Here is a 17,207-nt window from a genome sequence, read left to right on the forward strand (position 1 = left end):
GCGGCCCAGTGGGCCGCTGCATGTCCTTTTCAGAAAGGGAGCAAGAATCACATGTTGATCACATAGGCCCAACCGCCCATGGCCAACGCGGTTGCACCGAAAAACAGCAGAGTGTCCCAGTTCAGCATGAACAGGAAGCTGAAGCTTTGGTAAGATTTCCGCAGCGCCTTTGTCATTTGAGCCTCTGACACAAGAATTCACAGTGCGGAAACTTACGCACGGATTGGGGCGAAATTACGGCTTTTGTACGCTTGCTTAGCCACAATCAGCAGAACAAGTCGTTTGAGACCGAAAAGATCATCAAGCCCAGAATCAACGACACCCCTACCCCCATCAACACCTTCAGCACACCATCGCTGGGCGGTTTGCCTGCGACAGCTTCATAGGCGTAGAAAACCAGATGCCCTCCGTCCAGTGCCGGGATCGGAAAGAGGTTCAGCAGACCTACGGCCGTAGACAATACAGCGATAAAGAAGATGAAGTTTTGCGCGCCCTGACTGGCCATGGCTCCCGAGGTTTCGGCGATTCCAATCGGTCCGGACATGTTGCACGTGCTGATTGCGCCCGTAACCATGTGCCAGATCCCGGACAGAGAGCCCTCGATGATACGCATGGTTTGTCGCGCACCGCCGGACAACGACTCCAGAATGCCGGCCGGTTCGGTCGCAGGTTCCAGCATCATGCCGCCAACGATTCCGATGCGCCAATGCGTGACAAAGCCGCCATCCGGTTGCGGTTCATCTGTGCGACGCGGTGCCAGCGCAAACTCCAGTTCAGCACCGTCGCGCCACACATCCACCAGCAGAACTTTCCCGTCTGATCCTTCAACGTGGTCTTTCAACTGATCGAAGGCAAAGATGGGATCACCGTTCACGGCTGTGATGACGTCACCCTGTTTCAGGTCGATATCCATCGCAGCACTTCGCGGGGCGACCTGCTGAATCAGCGGCGGAAACAACCATGGGGCGGATACATCTACCGTCAGATCGTCCCGAATGACTGTGTAATCCAGAACCGGCTCAACCGGCAAAGCGTCGGTGAAATCACTCCAGGCACCGTCCTGATCGAAATCCGGAACCGGGATACCTTCGATAGCGACGATCTCGTCCCCTTCCTGCAGCTCCTGCACGGTGCCCGGCAAAGGATGCAATGTGCCGACCGTCAAAGGTTCTTTGGTGACGCCTTGGGTCAGGAAGATCAGACCAAAAACCACAATGGACATCGCGAAATTGAACACCGGCCCCGCAGCAACTGTAGCTGCGCGCGCCCACAAAGGTGCCCCATGCATGGTGCGGCGTAACTCTTCAGGGTTTTGTTCTGAAATCTCGCTCATGGCGGTTTCGTCTTTTCCCGATGCGGCGTTCGCGTCACCAAGGAATTTCACATAACCACCAAAGGGTAACGCCGCGATCTGCCAGCGTGTGCCGCGCTTGTCCACACGACTCCAGAGAACAGGTCCGAACCCGATCGAAAACACCTCGGCATGAATGCCCGACCAGCGCCCAACGATGTAATGACCGTATTCATGCACCGCAACGATCACCGAAAGCGCGATGACAAAGGCAATGATCGTGTACAGCAAATTGCCAAACTGAGGGATCAGAGAAAGTACGTCCAAAATTCTATCCTGCTCGTTGGATGACAGCATCATCAACCCACGTACGTGCCAGATGGTCCGTTTGCAGCACGTTATCAAGGGTCAAAGGGGCGTCAATAAGGCCGTCCGCGGCCTCAAACCTGTCCAGAACGGACTCGACAATGTCGGCCATCTGAAGAAATCCGATTTCGCGGGCGATAAACCGATCCAGCGCCCGTTCTTTTGCTGCGTTGAAAACGGCGCCAGACAGACCGCCCCGCTTCATCACATTTCTGGCAAGGCGCAGGGCCGGATAGCGGGCCTCATCCGGTTCATTGAACCTCAACTGGCCCAGTTTTGCCAGATTCAAACGGTCAACCGGCAGGCCGCGACGGTCCGGCCAATGAAGCGCATAGCCGATAGCGTGCCGCATATCCGGGGCGCCCATATGTGCCATGACCCCACCGTCCGCGAAGCCGACCATGGCGTGGACGATGGATTCCGGGTGCACCAGAACCTCGATCTGATCCGGAGCAACGCCAAAGAACTCTTTAGTTTCAATCAATTCCAGCGCCTTGTTGAACATAGATGCGCTGTCGATGGTTATCCGCTGCCCCATATTCCAGTTCGGATGGCTTGAGGCTTGTTCCACGGTAGCCCGTGCCAGATCGCAAAGCGGCCAGTCCCGGAAGGCACCGCCGCTTGCGGTGATGATTATTCGCTCAACCGCGTTCATATCTTCACCGACAAGCGCCTGAAACACGGCCGAATGCTCACTGTCGACCGGTAGCAGCCGCGCGCCATTGGCTTTAGCTGTTTCCAAAACCAATGCGCCCGCGCAAACAAGAGTTTCCTTGTTGGCCAAAGCCAGCGTCGAACCTTGTTTCAACGCCTCCAGACCTGGCTCAAGGCCAGCTGCGCCAACGATGGCGGACATGACCCAATCGGCTGGCCGCGCCGCAGCTTCGGTCAGTGCGGTTTGACCCGCTGCGGCTTCGACTCCGGAACCGGCCAAGGCTGCGCGCAGATCATCCAGCCGGTCCTCATAGGCCGTTACGGCCACTTCCGCCTGTAGGCGCACGGCGTCATGGGCCAGTTTTTCGATGTTGGCCCCGCCTGTCAGCGCCACCACATCATAAGCTGCCGCATCGCGGTCGATCAGATCAATTGTGTTCTGCCCGATTGATCCGGTCGCGCCGAAAATTGAGATTTTGCGCATCACATGGCTCCGGGGGAATAGAGAATCCCGGCTATCAAAATGAACAGGGCCGCGCCCATCATGCCGTCAAAGCGATCCAGAAAGCCGCCATGGCCCGGTATCAGGTTCGAACTGTCCTTGACCCCGAACTTTCGTTTGGTCGCGCTTTCGACAATGTCACCAAGCTGGCTGGCCATGGACGCAAGTACTGAGATCAGCACGAACAATACCCCGAACCCGGCATGAGCGGCAAAAATGGCTCCAACAATGGCTGCTGCAATCCATCCTCCGGCTGTGCCGGACCATGTCTTCTTTGGGCTGACCTTTGGCCAGAACTTAGGGCCACCGAAGGTTTTGCCAACAAAGTAGCCGGCGACATCGGTGGCTACGACCACCGATATCAGCCAGACCATCCAGCCGAATCCCATGTTCTCGCGGATTGAAATGAAACCCAGACCTGCAGCCGCAATCCAGATGGCAAACAGCGCGTAAGTCCCCTTTGACTTACTGATCTGCCCCGCCCCAACCAATGCCGGAGCCAGCAGGAACGGCAACTTGTACAGCGGTGGCAGATGATAGCTCAGAATAACCGCGACGCCGGTCAAAATCCCCAATTGGATTGCAACGCCGTTTCGTTCGGGATCGATCATCCGAACCAGTTCCCAGGTCATCAGACCGCAGGCGACTGCTATAAAGGATTCAAACCACAGGCCACCCAGCCACACCTCGACTGAACCTATGCAAACCAGTACCGCGGCCGACAGGACACGTGCGCTCAGGTCAGACCATCGGCCTTCGCTCATGCCGGGACCGCCCCAAAGCGTCTGTCACGGGTTCCAAAGTTACGGCACAGCCGCTCAAGCTCGGCGGCGGTAAAGTCGGGCCAGAGCGTGTCGATGAATTCGTATTCCGAATAAGCCGACTGCCACAAAAGAAAGTTGGAAATGCGCGCCTCGCCGCTTGTCCGGATCACAAGATCCGGGTCGGGAAGAACATGCGTATCCAGATATTTGGGCAGGGTTTCCTCACCCACGTCTTCGGGACGCAGGCGGCCCTCGAACACGTCGCGCGCCAGACGTTTGGTCGCCCGCGCGACCTCGTCCCGCCCGCCGTAATTAATGGCGATGGTCAGATGGACGAGGTCGTTGTCTTTCGTCGCATCTTCAAGCATGTCCATCAGATCGGTCAGTTTCGAGTCCAGCCGAACCCTATCGCCGATAAAGCGAACCCGGACGCCGGCTTTGGTCAGGTTGCGCGCCTCTTTGATGATATAACGACGAAACAGGCTCATCAGCCCGGCGACCTCGACCTGGGTTCGTTTCCAGTTCTCGGTCGAGAAGGCGAATACAGTCAGATACTTGATACCCAACGCTGGGCAGGCTTCGACCACGTCGCGCACCCGCCGGGCACCGGCCTGGTGTCCAAAAAGCCTCGGCCGGTTTCGCGCCTGTGCCCATCGACCATTGCCATCCATGATGATGGCAACGTGGCGAGGTCCGGTCACGGTCGAAGTATGAGCGGTGTCGGGCATATTCCGGGCTCAGACCTGCATGATCTCTGCCTGCTTGGTCTCAAGCGCGGCATCCACGTTTTTGATCATCTCGTCGGTCAGATCCTGAACTTCGCTCTCCCAGAACTTCTGATCGTCCTCCGACATTCCGTCGGCTTTGGCCTTCTTGATCTGATCCATACCGTCACGACGGACGTTGCGGATAGAAACGCGGGCGTGCTCGGCATATTGTCCTGCAACTTTACCCAGTTCCCGGCGGCGTTCTTCGTTCAACTCGGGAATCGGCAGCATGATGATGGTGCCGTTCAGCTGCGGGTTGATGCCCAGACCGCTTTCGCGGATCGCTTTTTCAACCTTGCCGACCAAACCCTTGTCCCAGACATTCACCGTCACCATGCGGGGTTCCGGAACATTGACGGTTCCGACCTGATTGATCGGAGTCATCGATCCATAGGCATCAACCATGATCGGTTCCAGCATCGATGCCGATGCGCGGCCCGTCCGCAAGGACGCAAACTCGGTTCTCAGGTTGCCCATCGCGCCTTCCATACGGCGCTTCAGATCGTCGGTGTCCAGTTCAAAATCGTCAGACATGCTGCTCACTCCCCGTCTTCAGGTGCTGTTTGCTTGGCTCATAGTCCATCGCAATTGGGATGTATAGCAATGATGATGTGGAATTGCGCCAATGGCCAGAGGTGTTTCTGACAATTTCGGGTTCTTTCAGGGGCAATTGAACCGACCGACATTAAGATCGGCCGGATCAACTCATTTACTCGGGAATCAGGCGTTTACGTCGACGACCACGCGGCCTTTCACCTGTCCCTTGAGAATATCTGCCCCCAATTGTGGCAGATCACCCAGGGTCGCGGGATGGACCATCGCCTCAAGCTTATCCATCGGCAGATCAGTCGCCACGCGCTGCCACGCACGGACCCGGTTGTCATATGGCTGCATCACGCTGTCGATGCCCAGCAAGTTCACGCCGCGCAACAGGAAGGGGATGACGCTTGCGGGCAGCCCTGCCCCTCCGGCCAGACCGACCGCGGCGACCGAAGCACCGTATTTCATTTGCCCCAGTACGCGCGCCAGCATCTCGCCGCCAACCGCGTCAACACATCCCGCCCAAGTTTCACTTTCCAGCGGACGTTTTACGGTTTCATTGAGGTCTTCGCGCGGAACAATGGTCGTCGCACCCAATGATTTAAGGTATTCGCCCGCCTCTGGTCGACCGGTCACTGCAGCCACTTCATAGCCCAGATTGGCCAGAATGGCCGTCGCAACCGACCCAACGCCACCGGCGGCGCCTGTGACCAAAACCGGCCCATGGTCCTTCTGCATGCCCTGATCCTCAAGCGCCATGACCGCCAGCATCGCAGTGAAACCAGCGGTGCCCACTGCCATGGCCTGTCGCGTGTCCAGACCTTCGGGCAAAGGGACCAGCCAATCGGCCAAAGCGCTGGCCTTTTGCGAGTATCCGCCCCAATGCGCCTCGCCAACACGCCAACCGGTCAGCACCACCTTGTCGCCGGGCTTGTAGCGTTCGTCCGAGGACGCCTCGACGGTTCCACTATAGTCGACACCGGGAACATGCGGGTAGTTCCGCACCAGACCACCGCCCTTTGGTGACATGCACAGACCATCCTTGTAGTTCACAGTCGAATACTCAACCGCAACCGTGACTTCACCGTTGGGCAAGTCCCCTTCGGAAAGTTGTTTGACCGAAGCGCTCGCCAGACCGCTTTCTTCGTCCTTATCCATCACCAATGCACTGAACATTCCAGCTTTCCTTTCATTTTCAATCGCCCATCAACTGTTGCTGATGTGAATTCCCACAGTTCAAATCCAGAATTTTTCCTGAACCGTTGCGCTGCGCATTCCGTCTGGTGTTTCAACTTCGATTTGTGTTCCCGGGTCCCAGTGGCTGAGCTTGACCATCCCGATTGAGACATTTGTCTGGAAATCGGGCGACCAAACTGCCGAAGTCACCTGCCCGACCTGTTTGCCGCCCGCGACCACCGGCCAGGGGCGATCGCATGGAGGTACAGAGTCTCCATCAATTGCTATTGGACGGATCTGCTGCACCGGTCCCTCCTTTGCGACCCGCAAAAGCGCATCCCGCCCAATACAGCCGATCGCCGTGTGCGTATTGCAGAACTTGCCCAAACCGCATTCATGCGGGGTGTTGTCGTCGGTCATGTCGTTACCATAGGACAGCAACCCGCCCTCGATCCGCTCGATCAGGTTCGGACAGCCCGCGCGGACCTGCAGGTCTTCTCCTGCTGCAAACAAGGCGTTCCACAAAGGCATGCCTATGTCCGACCCTTCAACGTAGATTTCGAACCCGCCCTGTTTGGAATAGCCCGACCTGGCAACCGCCAGTTCACGCCCTTCGAACGCGAACTTGTCGAACCTGAAGAACCGGATATCACGGACTCGGTCGCCAAAAACCCGAGCCATCAACTCGTCTGCTTTAGGTCCCTGAACTGCCAGAGGGGACACATCGGGCTCATCCACCAGCACATCCAGCCGATAGCCGTTGGCGATCCCTTTGACCCAAAGCAGAAGGTCGCTGTCGGCGATCGAGATCCACCACCGGTCCTCCGAGAGCTTTACGGCCACAGGATCGTTCAGCATGCCGCCTGTTTCGTTGACGATGGGCACATAAAAGCACTGACCAGGAAGCATGCCCCGAAGGTCCCTCGGCGTCAGCATCTGCATCAGCCGCGCAGCGTCCGGCCCGCGCAGTTCGACCTGTCGTTCGCATGAGACATCCCAAACCTGCACATGGGTTTTCAAATGCCGGTAATCCGCTTCGACGGATTCGAAAACAGTCGGCAATAACATGCGGTTGTAAACCGTATATCCCTTGACACCAGCCGCTTCGACACCGTCAGAAAAAGGCGTTCGGCGCAGGCGACGTGACAGCGAAATCTGAACCACTTAGGCCTCCTCAGGCAGAAAAACCAGATCGCTCACCGGGGCGGTTGAACCTGTTTCGGTCAGCATTTGGTGCAACTGACCCCGGTGATGTGTTTGGTGATTGAAGAAATGGATGACGCACTGTGCATAGGGTTTTGTGACATCCGCTTCTTTGGCGGCAGAATACCATGTAAACGGGCCGGTCAGATCCCCGTCTTTCAGAGTAGTAACCCAGTTGAAAATCCGTTCATCGATCTGATCGCGCAGCGGCAACCATTCGGCCAGATCCGCGCACAAGGTCGGGCTTTCCGGGATACCGCCACCCGGCCCCTGGCCTTTGTCGAAACGTGACATCCATATCCAGTCGCCCCAAAGCAGATGATTTGCCGTACCAAGAATCGACCCGAAGAATGCTCCGCGTTCTCGGGTCAGTTCCTGACTTGGCAGGGCTGCAAGAAACCCCTTCAACTGGCTGTTCTGCCAGTGATTATATCGGGCCATCTCCTGAGCGTAGGCGGCGCTGATCATCACTTTGGCCCGCGCCAGTCGATTGGGCAGATTTCAGCGGATTTTCCACCAAAGTCCCAAACACGCCCGTAATCACGCACCTTGGACTTCGTCCCGCGCGCAACGATGATGTCTGGCCCCATCCAATACTTCGAGTTCGACACCATGACCGGGTGTTCCGGATCTTTGCCGCCCAGCATCTCGATCTCACCCTGAATTTTGCGGCCGATCGCGATGCGGCGCTTGTTGCCGTCGCGTTGGATCTGCACCGGAGCACGCTCGGCCCCTATGATCTCACTGACCAGCATGGTGAACAGACCCGTGGTGCCGCCTGCCTGTCCGCTGAAAATCTGCAGCAGACCGTTATACGCCTTGCCGCTGGCCCGCTCATCAACATAGGCGGCCACGTTCCACTGGCCCTCGCCCATGCGGCCCGGAATATCGACGAGCAACCCAACGTTCAGACCGGACAAATCCTCGCCCTCGTAATGGCCCTCATCAATTATGACACCCATCCACGCGTGGCAGTGACCTTCAGTCGGAGGATGCGCACCCAACGAGACAACGCAGGGGCAGAACACGTCGCAAGAACAGTTCAGGATCAGTTCGCCTTTGATTGCCCAATCCGTCGGGCTCATCTCGCGCCGCTTGGGATTTGGCATACGACTATCAATGCGCTGGCTGATCGGCAGCCTGTCGGCCTCGGGTTTTCTGTTCTTAGCCATAGGCTTATCCTCCGTAGCTTATTGGATAGACGAGCAGAACGAGACCGCCCGCAATCAATGCAAATCCCATCGGTCGGGTCACAGCATGCCCGATCTGGGGAAGTTTTTCCAAAACCATGAAAAAGGTCGCAAGACCCATCCACAGCAGGCTCATCACTCCGCCCACAAAACCAAGCGCCATGAAGCCCCAGCAGCAGCCCACGCAGAATGCGCCCAGTCCCAGACCCATGCGCATACCTCCGGTGAACCCGGTTTTCCAATGCCCCAGAAAATAGGTCATGGGCGCATGGCAGACGCCATGGCAGACTTCTTTCGCGCGGGTGAACTGAAACGCGCCAACAGCCATCATCAGCCCCCCGGCAAGCCAGCCGGATTTCGAGATGCCCAACATGTCCACCGCGCCGCCAAACAACAAAGCCAGTTGCACGCCTGCAATCAAAGCCGCAAAGCCGACCCATACGATGAGATACCCGCCAAGAACCCCCAACCAACCCGCGCGCGAGCCATTGGCGCTGCGGATCAGGTCATCATAGCTGCGCAAGGTCGGAACAAGCGTTGGCAGCATCATGGCGGCCATCATAATGGCCCACATCGAAAACAAGGGGCCAAACTCTGCCATGGGCATATACATGTCCATGCGCGGATCCATCGCCGCCATTGCCTGCCCCATCGGACCGGGGCGGCCGATCCAGTCCAGGTCCATGTCGCCGCTCATGGTGAACATCATCCACCATGCCCACAGGATCAGGACGTAAAACCCCAGCCAAAATGCGTTGCGTAGAACTGTGCGACTCACGCGTTCCTCCCGACTCAGTCCTTGCTTTTCAAATGTCAGACTTTTAAATGTCAGACAAATAAAAATTCACCAACGGTCCCCGGAATATGAAAATTGACCCCAAGAAGCCTGCTGATCTGTCTGCCCAGATTGCTCAGGCCATTCGCGATGCTATTATCTCGGGTGAGTTGATCGTCGACGAACGATTGCCGTCCGAGGCGGAGCTGTCTGAACAGTTTCAAGTATCGCGCCCAACCGTGCGTGAGGCGCTGAAAAGACTGGCAGCTCAGTCACTTATCCGCACTCAGCGCGGTGCAAGCGGGGGCGCTTTCGTGAACCGGCTGAGCTTTGAAGGCGCATATTCCCAACAAATCACAACCTCGACCCTGCTGTTGTCGATGAATGCGGTCAGCTTTGACACGGCCTGCGAAGCCCGCTTTGCACTGGAGCGCGCCTGCGCCCCCTTATCGGCTGAGCGCAGGACGGCGGATCAACTGGCCACAATGCGAGCCGAGGTCCACCGGCAATCACAACCGGGCCTCACGGATGAGGCCTTCTGCGCCTCGGACGTTGCCTTTCACCGTGCCCTCGTCGACGGTGCCGGCAATCCCGTGTTGTCCTATCAATTGGCCGGAGCGGTCGAGGCCATGCAGCCTTTGATGAACATGATCACCTTCACGGCGCGGTCGCGCGAGGCAATCATTGCGCTGCACAATCAGGTTGCCGACGCGCTGGAAAATCGCGACTCGACCAAAGTGGACGCGACGCTCGTTGAGCTTGAGAACTATACAAGACAGCTGGCGCAGGACGTTGCGCAGCAGCGACGAAAACCTGCGTGAGGAGAATGGGATGACAACCGCATTGAACGTGATTGCCGCTCTCCTGACCGTTGGGTTTGGCCTGTTCGGGTTTTTGGCACCCAGTTTTACCTTGGGAGCGTTGGATTTAACCCCAACCGAAAGTAATATGGGGTTGAGCGAGATGCGTGCCTCGGTCGGCGGATTGTTTGTCGTCACCGGATTCGCCGTACTGTGGCTGAACAATCCGATGGCCTATGCCATGCTGGGTGTCGTCTACGCAGGCGCGGCGTTGGGACGGTTCGTGTCCGTCATTCTGGACAACCCGCCCGTGGTCAAAGCTGTGACTTTTGGTGGAATCGAGCTGGCCTTGGCGCTTTGGCTGATTCTGGCCAACATCAACAAGACCGCCTAACCCCCTGTTTTTGTTTTGGACACCCAAGTGAATTCCCGGTTTGCATCCGGAGTTCAGCTCACCTATATAGGTAATGTCCTTCGGGACTATGGACATAAACGCGCTCGTAATAAGCGGATCGGACCCGGGGGCGGTACCCGGCGGCTCCACCATATACCTTCTGGAGGTATCCTTCGTTTGAGGAACTCTTTCAGAATCGGGGGGCCGAAATAGGATCGACGAACGTCTAAAGGGGTTAGCTTTGTCTCGGCTGTCTGCCACCGTTACCGGCGAAAATAGTACAATTGCAAACGACAATCGTGCTCCGGTTGCAGTTGCTGCGTAAGCAGTAACAAGACCGAAACTTAAGCCCTTGCGCCTAGCCGCGTAAGGCGGGGTTCGCAGGTACCTGGCAACAGAAACCTGCATTTTCCGCCTAATGTCTGTGGTTTTCCGCTGAGCGTGTACATGTTCAGAGATTTTTCACTCTTTCATTCCATGCTGATCCCAACAGAAGAAGGAGAGCTGGGATGTCTCACGCAGATTTACTCAGAGAATGGTATTCCGAAGTTTGGGAAAACGGGAATACCGACGCGATTGACCAGTATTTTGCCCCGGAAACCACTGCCGAGGGGCTAATCCCGGAAATGCAGGTCGGTGCCGATGACTTCCGCGATCTCGTCATGGCGTTTCGCCACATTCTGGGGGACATACAGGTCGACATGCCGAAAATTATCGAAAACGGAGACTGGGTTTCCGCCATCATTCACCTGCGGACAACACGTGCGGACAATGGTGCCCCGCTGCAGGCCACAGGAAGTGTCATTGGGCGGATCAAAGACGGGCGCATGGTCGAGGCATACAACCAGTTCGATTTCATCTCACTATTCGAACAATTGGGGCAGTTTCCTGAGGACACTCTTCCGGTTTGCATGACCGGCCAAAGGCTGGATTGGGCCTGAACCCGACCGAAGCAATCTTGACCCTTTTGGCGCTTACGCGGTAGCTAGGGCCATGGGGTAAGATTGCGAACACCCCGTGAGGCGTCAGCCCAAGTTTCGCATGTATCCGACAAAACCAGGAGACATGCTGTGCCCGCGCCAAACTCTATCACCCCCAAGCAATTGTTACGGCTGATCGGAACGCCTCAGGCCCCCATGCTGATCGATATTTGCATGGATGCCGATTTTGAGGCTGACCCCTACCTGATCCCCGGTTCCATTCGCCACCCGGCGCAAGACGCTGAGGGGCTTGAGAAACTGATCGCCGACCGCCCGGTCATCGTGATTTGCCAAAAAGGCAAAAAGCTGAGCCAAGCGGTTGTCTCGTGGCTTCGAGGGGACGGCATTCAAGCCGAATATCTTGAGGGCGGGATGATCGCCTGGCGCGAGATGGCCGGAGCACCGCGTGTGCCCGCGTCGGCCTTGTCAATGGTAGGACCTGAAGGTTCGCTGTGGGTGACACGGCATCGCCCCAAGATCGACCGCATCGCCTGCCCCTGGCTCATCCGGCGGTTTGTGGATCCGAATGCCAGATTTCTGTTCGTTGCACCGGCTGAAGTCGAAGCGGCCGCCGAGATGTTCGGCGCGACACCTTTTGACATGGAAAACACCCATTTCAGCCACCGGCAAGACCGGTGCACCTTTGACACCATGCTGGATGAGTTTGCGCTCCACTCTCCCGCGCTGGATCGGCTTGCAACGGTGGTTCGGGCCGCGGATACAAACCGGCATGACCTTGCGCCAGAGGCTGCCGGGTTACTTGCGGTGTCTGTCGGTTTGTCCCGGCAATATCGCGATGATCATGAAAACCTCGCTGCGGGATTGCATCTGTATGACGCGCTGTATCGGTGGGCGCGCGACGGGTTCGAGGAACGCCACGACTGGCCGGCGGATCGCAAATCATGACACCAACGATTTCGGATCTGGTCAGGGTCTTTGGGCACATCGGCCTTTTGTCCTTTGGGGGACCCGCGGCGCAGATCTCCCTGATGCATCAAGAACTGGTGGAAAAGCGGCCGTGGCTGGACGAACAGAGCTATCTGCGAGCGCTTTCACTTTGCATGTTGCTGCCCGGCCCCGAGGCGATGCAACTGGCCACCTATGCTGGTTGGCGTTTGCGCGGCGTGATCGGAGGGCTAATCGCCGGCGGTCTCTTTGTTCTGCCCGGCGCGCTGATCATTGCTCTGCTGGTCGGGTTGTACGCGGCTTTTGGTGACTTACCACTGGTACAGGCCGGTTTTCTTGGGGTCAAAGCTACCGTCATCATCATTGTGCTTCAGGCACTAAAAAACCTGTCCCGCAAAGCCTTGACGGATATCGAGCATCGCGCCATCGCCGGGCTTGGCTTTGTCGCGATCTTTGCGTTCAACCTGCCTTTCCCATTAATCATTCTCGCTGCCGCCATTTGGGGTTACGTCAGCTTCAAGGGCGAAACGCGGTCTGCAGAAGCGCCCCCTGCCCCTAGCGCTGTGCGACCATTTCGCACCTGTGCCATTTGGCTGACGCTGTGGCTGGGTCCGCTGGTCTTGCTGAGCGTAACGGGCCAAAAACTGCTTAGCGACCTCGGATGGTTCTTCGCCCGTCTTGCCGTTGTCACATTCGGAGGGGCCTATGCCGTTCTGGCCTATATGACCCAGACCGTCGTGGACAAATATCAGTGGGTGTCAACGGATCAGATGATTGACGCCTTGGGATTGGCTGAAACCACGCCGGGACCCTTAATCTTGGTGACTCAGTTCGTCGCCATGCTGACGGGCCAGATCTCTGGTGGGTTTTCCCTGGCCCTTGCCGCAGGCGCCGTTGCGCTGTGGGCGACCTTCGTGCCGTGTTTCCTTTGGATCTTTCTCGCCGCCCCCTATCTGGACCAATTGGCAGCCCGCCCCAGGCTGTCCGCAGCCTTGCACGGGATCACTGCAGCAGTCGTTGGCGTGATTCTCAACCTTTCCGTGTGGTTCGCTTTGAACGTTCTTTTTGCGGACATTCCCGAAAAAACATGGGGCACAGTCACGCTTCCTTGGCCAGATCTGGCTGCGTTGAACCTGCCTGCTCTGCTTTTAACTCTGATCGCAGGGGTGTTGATATTTAAACTAAAATTCGGCATGGGAGTGACCTTGGCCATAATGGCCGCGGCCGGAGTCGGGTTTCATTTTCTTTAAACAATCCGGCCACTCCCGGTCTTTCGTTTCCGAAGGAATCCCCTATGCTTGGGATAACCACTTTTGAGGATGACACATGTCGCAGGACATCGACTATGGAACCCTGATGCACACCGCGATGCGCGGTCTCATCCAAAAGGTTCTGACCAGCGTTTCCGAAAACGGTTTGCCTGGGGCGCATCATTTCTTCATCACCTTCGACACCCGGCAAGACGGGGTCGAACTGGCTGATTGGCTGCGCGAGCGCTACCCCGAAGAAATGACAATCGTCATGCAGCACTGGTTCGAAAACCTTGAGGTTGGCGACGACGGCTTTGCGATCACGCTGAATTTCGGTGACGCGCCCGAGCCGCTGTATATCCCTTACTCCTCGATCAAGACCTTTGTCGATCCTTCCGTCGAATTCGGGCTGCGCTTTGAAAGCCCGGATGAAGAAGAAGAGGTCGCAACGCACATCGTTGAGGAAACGATCGAAGTTGAGGAACCGACAGTCCAGCAGGACGCCGACGTCGTCTCGCTGGACAGTTTCAGAAAGTAAGTTCCGGCCAGCAAGCCCCGCCTCGCGCGGGGTTTATTGTTTTTCGAGGAACGTTTCCACGGATCGGGATTTTATCCCGTTGCGGAACCTTGAAAATGATAGGTTCAGCCCCCCATCCGCCAGCGTGCGGTCAAATTGTTGCAGCTCGTAACCACCGCTTTCATCGATAAACAAGGAAAAGACCGTCAACGTCTTACCTTCGATCCGACCCCAGACGAATGGCTCCCCCTGCATCGGGTCCAGCGGAACCTCATGCCCGAAAACGTTTCGCCTCATCGCCGCAGAATAGACGTCGGACCGGTCCGATTGCTTGAAGTCGATTGAGAAGGACTGCTCTTTGACGCGGCCGTCCTCCTTGTAAGTCGTTGTCTTCCAACTGACGTTGAAACCGTCCGATATTTCGTGGATGGACACGCTCATGTCTCGCGGCGTTTCGCGGCCGTCATCGTCGACGACATTTGCAGACCCGACATAATCGCCGACAAAGGGTTTGATGTCCCCCGCATGGGCCTGAAGGTTGGCAAAAGCGACCCAAAACAACGCGCCCAATGAAAACGCGAGTAGTTTCAGCGGATGAAACCGGAAAAATAGGAGCACTTTAACCTCCATCACTGTGGTTTTTGCATTCTAGCTGAGCGGCGGGCACGCACAATGGTCCTAATGGCAGCGCAACCAAGAAAAATGACGCACCCCCGCGCCTATACCTTTGGCAGCCTTGAGTTTATGGTGCGCGCAACTGGCCGATTGCGCGATGGCGTCGTCACGGGTAAACGGCATACGACTGCATACCAGACGGAGTGACCGATGTCTCAGACCCGCACCGAATCCGACAGCTTTGGCCCGTTGGAAGTTCCCGCCGACAAGTATTGGGGGGCACAGACCCAACGTTCGATCATGAACTTTCCGATCGGCTGGGAAAAGCAACCCGTTGCCATCGTGCGTGCGCTGGGCGTGATCAAAAAGGCCTGTGCGATGGAAAACAAGGCCACCGGAAAACTGGACGCAAAAATCGCCGATGCCATCATTCAGGCTGCCGGTGAAGTCATCGAGGGAAAGTTCGACGACAATTTCCCTTTGGTCGTGTGGCAAACCGGTTCGGGCACACAGTCAAACATGAACTCAAACGAGGTCATCGCAAACCGCGCCATCGAGATTCTGGGCGGCGTGATCGGTTCGAAAGAACCGGTGCACCCAAACGATCACTGCAATATGGGGCAGTCCTCTAACGACACTTTCCCAACCGCAATGCACATCGCGACTGCGATGAGCGTTCGTGACGTCCTGCTTCCGGGCCTCGAGAAGTTCGCATCGGCCTTAGAGGCAAAAGCAAAGGAATTTGCAGGGATCATCAAAATCGGCCGTACGCACACACAAGACGCGACACCGCTGACGCTGGAGCAGGAATTCGGTGGCTATGCGCACCAGATCCGTCAGGGAATCACCAGGGTCGAAGCCGCGATGCCCGGCATCTATGAGCTGGCGCAAGGCGGAACCGCTGTCGGCACCGGCCTGAACACGCATGACGGCTGGGACGAGGCTGTTGCCAAGAACATGGCCGAAATCACCGGCCTGCCCTTCGTCACTGCCCCTAACAAGTTCGAAGCTCTTGCCGCCCACGATGCCATGGTATTCCTATCGGGTGCGCTGGCGACTGTTGCGGGCTCTTGCTACAAGATTGCGAACGACATCCGGTTCCTTGGCTCGGGCCCGCGCTCGGGTCTGGGTGAATTGATCCTGCCGGAAAATGAGCCAGGATCATCGATCATGCCGGGCAAAGTGAACCCGACGCAGGCCGAAGCGCTGACTCAGGTGGCTGCGCATGTGATCGGCAATGACGCCGCGATCAAGTTCGCCGGTTCGCAGGGCCATTTCCAGCTGAACGTCTACAACCCGATGATGTCGTATAACCTGCTGCAGTCTATTCAGCTGCTGGGCGACGCTACCGACAGCTTTACCGAGCGTATGCTATTAGGAATCAAGGCCAATGAGCCTCGGATCGACAAGCTGATGAAAGAGTCTCTGATGCTGGTCACGGCGCTGGCGCCGACAATCGGTTATGACAACGCCACCACTGTCGCCAAAACGGCGCACAAGAACGGCACGACCCTCAAGGAAGAGGCGATCGCGCTGGGCTTTGTCGATGAAGAGACGTTCGACGCAGTTGTCCGGCCTGAGCACATGATCGGGCCTAAATGATCGCTTGGGGTAAACCCGTCTGTCTGTGCCTGCTGATCGCGGGCACAGCAACACCCGCACAGGCGGAATTGTTCGATCTGATCGACTCGAGACTGGAATGGATGCAAGACGTTGCAGCGTTCAAACACGCCAACGACCGCCCGGTCGAAGACCTTGAGCGCGAGAAAGTCGTGATTCAAAAAACGCTGGAACAGGCTGCCTTGGCTGGCGTTGACCCAGATACGGCACAACTGTTCTTTAAGGCGCAAATTGACGCCGCGAAAGACATCCAATCCTGTTGGATCGAGCGGTGGACACAGGATCAAACGCCCGTTCCAGAAAACTTTGCCGATCTTACGACGGAAGTGCGCCCAGCCCTTTTGGAACTTGGTGGACAAATCCTAGAAGCGCTGTCGGCTCAACTTCCCGTTTCGCCTTCGTCACAGGCTGAGTTTTCGGAGGACGTGCGCGTCGACTGCCTTTCAGATGACAGCCGCGCGGAATTGTTCGATAGTCTGACAAAGGTGAGGCTCGCGCAATGACGACTCCGGTCAATCTGAACAAATACCGAAAAGAAAAAGCCCGGGCCGAAAACAAGGCCCGCGCGGACCAGAACGCCGTTGCGTTTGGCCGAACCAAGGCTGAAAAAGACCTGGCAAAAAAGCAGCGGCGGAAACTGGATCAAGACCTTGATGGCCGTAAGCTAGACAAATGAGTGGTCGCCCGGTCAAACGTTCCCTGACCCTAAAAGGCCATCGAACATCCGTATCGCTTGAGGATGAATTTTGGCAGGCATTCCGCGCGATCGCTAAAGAAAAAGATCAACCAATCAACGCTTTGGCGGCTGAAATTGATGTTACCCGCGATCCAGAAGTCGGGCTTGCGTCTGCCATACGGGTTTTCATTCTAAATTGGTATCGCTCCTGAGAAATCAGG

22 protein-coding genes and 1 other RNA gene are annotated in these 17,207 nt (G+C 56.9%); 11 read left to right on the top strand and 12 right to left on the bottom strand.

Going from position 1 to position 17,207, the window contains the following annotated elements; genetic code table 11:
• Positions 1-47: 47 nt before the first annotated feature.
• The 11 genes from MHN28_RS24780 to MHN28_RS01765 form a co-directional block, all read right to left on the bottom strand.
• A complete protein-coding gene (locus MHN28_RS24780; RefSeq protein WP_255731868.1) occupies positions 48-176 on the bottom strand; it encodes a hypothetical protein in 129 nt (42 codons plus the stop codon).
• Positions 177-265: 89 nt separating this feature from the next.
• On the bottom strand, positions 266-1,618 hold the full coding sequence (rseP, locus tag MHN28_RS01720) for an RIP metalloprotease RseP (RefSeq protein WP_239335316.1): 1,353 nt from the start codon (positions 1,616-1,618) through the stop codon (positions 266-268).
• 4 nt (positions 1,619-1,622) lie between these two features.
• On the bottom strand, positions 1,623-2,795 hold the full coding sequence (dxr, locus tag MHN28_RS01725) for a 1-deoxy-D-xylulose-5-phosphate reductoisomerase (protein ID WP_239335317.1): 1,173 nt from the start codon (positions 2,793-2,795) through the stop codon (positions 1,623-1,625).
• Positions 2,795-3,577: a phosphatidate cytidylyltransferase gene (locus tag MHN28_RS01730; RefSeq protein ID WP_239335318.1), complete on the bottom strand. Its 783-nt coding sequence runs from the start codon at positions 3,575-3,577 to the stop codon at positions 2,795-2,797. The genes dxr and MHN28_RS01730 overlap by 1 nt, the downstream gene beginning before the upstream one ends.
• On the bottom strand, positions 3,574-4,305 hold the full coding sequence (gene uppS / locus MHN28_RS01735; RefSeq protein WP_239335319.1) for a polyprenyl diphosphate synthase: 732 nt from the start codon (positions 4,303-4,305) through the stop codon (positions 3,574-3,576). Before uppS ends, MHN28_RS01730 begins: the two co-directional genes overlap by 4 nt.
• 9 nt (positions 4,306-4,314) lie before the next feature.
• Positions 4,315-4,878 carry a ribosome recycling factor gene (gene frr / locus MHN28_RS01740; RefSeq protein WP_239335320.1) on the bottom strand — a complete coding sequence of 188 codons (564 nt, stop codon included), beginning with the start codon at positions 4,876-4,878 and terminating at the stop codon, positions 4,315-4,317.
• A gap of 186 nt (positions 4,879-5,064) precedes the next feature.
• The gene (acuI, locus tag MHN28_RS01745; RefSeq protein WP_239335321.1) at positions 5,065-6,060 is read right to left on the bottom strand and encodes an acryloyl-CoA reductase; all 996 of its coding nucleotides are present in this window, start codon (positions 6,058-6,060) and stop codon (positions 5,065-5,067) included.
• Between the two features lie 60 nt (positions 6,061-6,120).
• Positions 6,121-7,224, bottom strand: coding sequence for a dimethylsulfoniopropionate demethylase (locus MHN28_RS01750; protein WP_239335323.1), 1,104 nt, complete (start codon positions 7,222-7,224; stop codon positions 6,121-6,123).
• Positions 7,225-7,731, bottom strand: a complete 507-nt coding sequence (locus tag MHN28_RS01755; RefSeq protein WP_239335325.1) for a DinB family protein — start codon at positions 7,729-7,731, stop codon at positions 7,225-7,227.
• Entirely contained in the window at positions 7,731-8,435 is a 705-nt protein-coding gene (locus MHN28_RS01760; RefSeq protein WP_239335327.1) for a DUF1326 domain-containing protein, read from the bottom strand. Before MHN28_RS01760 ends, MHN28_RS01755 begins: the two co-directional genes overlap by 1 nt.
• Positions 8,436-8,439: 4 nt before the next feature.
• The gene (locus MHN28_RS01765) at positions 8,440-9,231 is read right to left on the bottom strand and encodes a DUF2182 domain-containing protein (RefSeq protein ID WP_239335329.1); all 792 of its coding nucleotides are present in this window, start codon (positions 9,229-9,231) and stop codon (positions 8,440-8,442) included.
• 86 nt (positions 9,232-9,317) lie between these two features.
• On the opposite strand from MHN28_RS01765, the gene MHN28_RS01770 reads away from it, so the two are divergent.
• The 7 genes from MHN28_RS01770 to MHN28_RS01800 all read left to right on the top strand — a co-directional run bounded on the left by MHN28_RS01770 (position 9,318) and on the right by MHN28_RS01800 (position 14,096).
• The gene (locus MHN28_RS01770) at positions 9,318-10,049 is read left to right on the top strand and encodes a FadR/GntR family transcriptional regulator (RefSeq protein ID WP_239335331.1); all 732 of its coding nucleotides are present in this window, start codon (positions 9,318-9,320) and stop codon (positions 10,047-10,049) included.
• Positions 10,050-10,059: 10 nt separating this feature from the next.
• Positions 10,060-10,422, top strand: coding sequence for a DUF4345 family protein (locus tag MHN28_RS01775; RefSeq protein WP_239335333.1), 363 nt, complete (start codon positions 10,060-10,062; stop codon positions 10,420-10,422).
• Between the two features lie 36 nt (positions 10,423-10,458).
• Positions 10,459-10,831: a transfer-messenger RNA gene (gene ssrA, locus MHN28_RS01780) on the top strand.
• A 100-nt stretch (positions 10,832-10,931) separates the two neighbouring features.
• Positions 10,932-11,363, top strand: coding sequence for an ester cyclase (locus MHN28_RS01785; protein ID WP_239335335.1), 432 nt, complete (start codon positions 10,932-10,934; stop codon positions 11,361-11,363).
• Positions 11,364-11,492: 129 nt separating this feature from the next.
• The gene (locus MHN28_RS01790) at positions 11,493-12,308 is read left to right on the top strand and encodes a chromate resistance protein ChrB domain-containing protein (protein WP_239335337.1); all 816 of its coding nucleotides are present in this window, start codon (positions 11,493-11,495) and stop codon (positions 12,306-12,308) included.
• Positions 12,305-13,558, top strand: coding sequence for a chromate efflux transporter (gene chrA, locus MHN28_RS01795; protein WP_239335339.1), 1,254 nt, complete (start codon positions 12,305-12,307; stop codon positions 13,556-13,558). The genes MHN28_RS01790 and chrA overlap by 4 nt, the downstream gene beginning before the upstream one ends.
• 76 nt (positions 13,559-13,634) lie before the next feature.
• A complete protein-coding gene (locus MHN28_RS01800) occupies positions 13,635-14,096 on the top strand; it encodes an SspB family protein (RefSeq protein WP_239335341.1) in 462 nt (153 codons plus the stop codon).
• Between the two features lie 33 nt (positions 14,097-14,129).
• Here MHN28_RS01800 and MHN28_RS01805 read toward each other — a convergent pair whose 3' ends face one another.
• Positions 14,130-14,693 (bottom strand): hypothetical protein, encoded by a 564-nt coding sequence (locus MHN28_RS01805; RefSeq protein ID WP_239335343.1) that lies wholly within the window; start codon positions 14,691-14,693, stop codon positions 14,130-14,132.
• Positions 14,694-14,900: 207 nt separating this feature from the next.
• On the opposite strand from MHN28_RS01805, the gene fumC reads away from it, so the two are divergent.
• From fumC to MHN28_RS01825, 4 genes are read left to right on the top strand one after another with little or no spacing between them, the layout of a single operon-like run.
• Positions 14,901-16,292 (top strand): class II fumarate hydratase, encoded by a 1,392-nt coding sequence (fumC, locus tag MHN28_RS01810; RefSeq protein WP_239335345.1) that lies wholly within the window; start codon positions 14,901-14,903, stop codon positions 16,290-16,292.
• Positions 16,289-16,813, top strand: coding sequence for a gamma subclass chorismate mutase AroQ (gene aroQ, locus MHN28_RS01815; protein ID WP_239335346.1), 525 nt, complete (start codon positions 16,289-16,291; stop codon positions 16,811-16,813). Before fumC ends, aroQ begins: the two co-directional genes overlap by 4 nt.
• A complete protein-coding gene (locus MHN28_RS01820) occupies positions 16,810-16,986 on the top strand; it encodes a DUF4169 family protein (RefSeq protein WP_239335347.1) in 177 nt (58 codons plus the stop codon). The genes aroQ and MHN28_RS01820 overlap by 4 nt, the downstream gene beginning before the upstream one ends.
• Positions 16,983-17,198 (top strand): ribbon-helix-helix domain-containing protein, encoded by a 216-nt coding sequence (locus MHN28_RS01825; RefSeq protein ID WP_239335351.1) that lies wholly within the window; start codon positions 16,983-16,985, stop codon positions 17,196-17,198. The genes MHN28_RS01820 and MHN28_RS01825 overlap by 4 nt, the downstream gene beginning before the upstream one ends.
• Positions 17,199-17,207 lie beyond the last annotated feature (9 nt).

The organism is Ruegeria sp. Ofav3-42, from assembly GCF_022347725.1.
Classification (GTDB): Bacteria; Pseudomonadota; Alphaproteobacteria; order Rhodobacterales; family Rhodobacteraceae; genus Ruegeria.

Excerpts from the sequence above, each read along its gene's own strand:
- MHN28_RS01800 (WP_239335341.1), top strand. The coding sequence starts at position 13,635 with ATGTCGCAGGACATCGACTATGGAACCCTGATGCACACCGCGATGCGC.
- MHN28_RS24780 (WP_255731868.1), bottom strand. The coding sequence starts at position 176 with ATGACAAAGGCGCTGCGGAAATCTTACCAAAGCTTCAGCTTCCTGTTC.
- MHN28_RS01770 (WP_239335331.1), top strand. The coding sequence starts at position 9,318 with ATGAAAATTGACCCCAAGAAGCCTGCTGATCTGTCTGCCCAGATTGCT.
- MHN28_RS01825 (WP_239335351.1), top strand. The coding sequence starts at position 16,983 with ATGAGTGGTCGCCCGGTCAAACGTTCCCTGACCCTAAAAGGCCATCGA.
- MHN28_RS01775 (WP_239335333.1), top strand. The coding sequence starts at position 10,060 with ATGACAACCGCATTGAACGTGATTGCCGCTCTCCTGACCGTTGGGTTT.
- uppS (WP_239335319.1), bottom strand. The coding sequence starts at position 4,305 with ATGCCCGACACCGCTCATACTTCGACCGTGACCGGACCTCGCCACGTT.
- MHN28_RS01730 (WP_239335318.1), bottom strand. The coding sequence starts at position 3,577 with ATGAGCGAAGGCCGATGGTCTGACCTGAGCGCACGTGTCCTGTCGGCC.
- chrA (WP_239335339.1), top strand. The coding sequence starts at position 12,305 with ATGACACCAACGATTTCGGATCTGGTCAGGGTCTTTGGGCACATCGGC.
- fumC (WP_239335345.1), top strand. The coding sequence starts at position 14,901 with ATGTCTCAGACCCGCACCGAATCCGACAGCTTTGGCCCGTTGGAAGTT.
- MHN28_RS01760 (WP_239335327.1), bottom strand. The coding sequence starts at position 8,435 with ATGGCTAAGAACAGAAAACCCGAGGCCGACAGGCTGCCGATCAGCCAG.
- acuI (WP_239335321.1), bottom strand. The coding sequence starts at position 6,060 with ATGTTCAGTGCATTGGTGATGGATAAGGACGAAGAAAGCGGTCTGGCG.
- MHN28_RS01785 (WP_239335335.1), top strand. The coding sequence starts at position 10,932 with ATGTCTCACGCAGATTTACTCAGAGAATGGTATTCCGAAGTTTGGGAA.
- MHN28_RS01820 (WP_239335347.1), top strand. The coding sequence starts at position 16,810 with ATGACGACTCCGGTCAATCTGAACAAATACCGAAAAGAAAAAGCCCGG.
- dxr (WP_239335317.1), bottom strand. The coding sequence starts at position 2,795 with ATGCGCAAAATCTCAATTTTCGGCGCGACCGGATCAATCGGGCAGAAC.
- MHN28_RS01755 (WP_239335325.1), bottom strand. The coding sequence starts at position 7,731 with ATGATCAGCGCCGCCTACGCTCAGGAGATGGCCCGATATAATCACTGG.
- aroQ (WP_239335346.1), top strand. The coding sequence starts at position 16,289 with ATGATCGCTTGGGGTAAACCCGTCTGTCTGTGCCTGCTGATCGCGGGC.
- frr (WP_239335320.1), bottom strand. The coding sequence starts at position 4,878 with ATGTCTGACGATTTTGAACTGGACACCGACGATCTGAAGCGCCGTATG.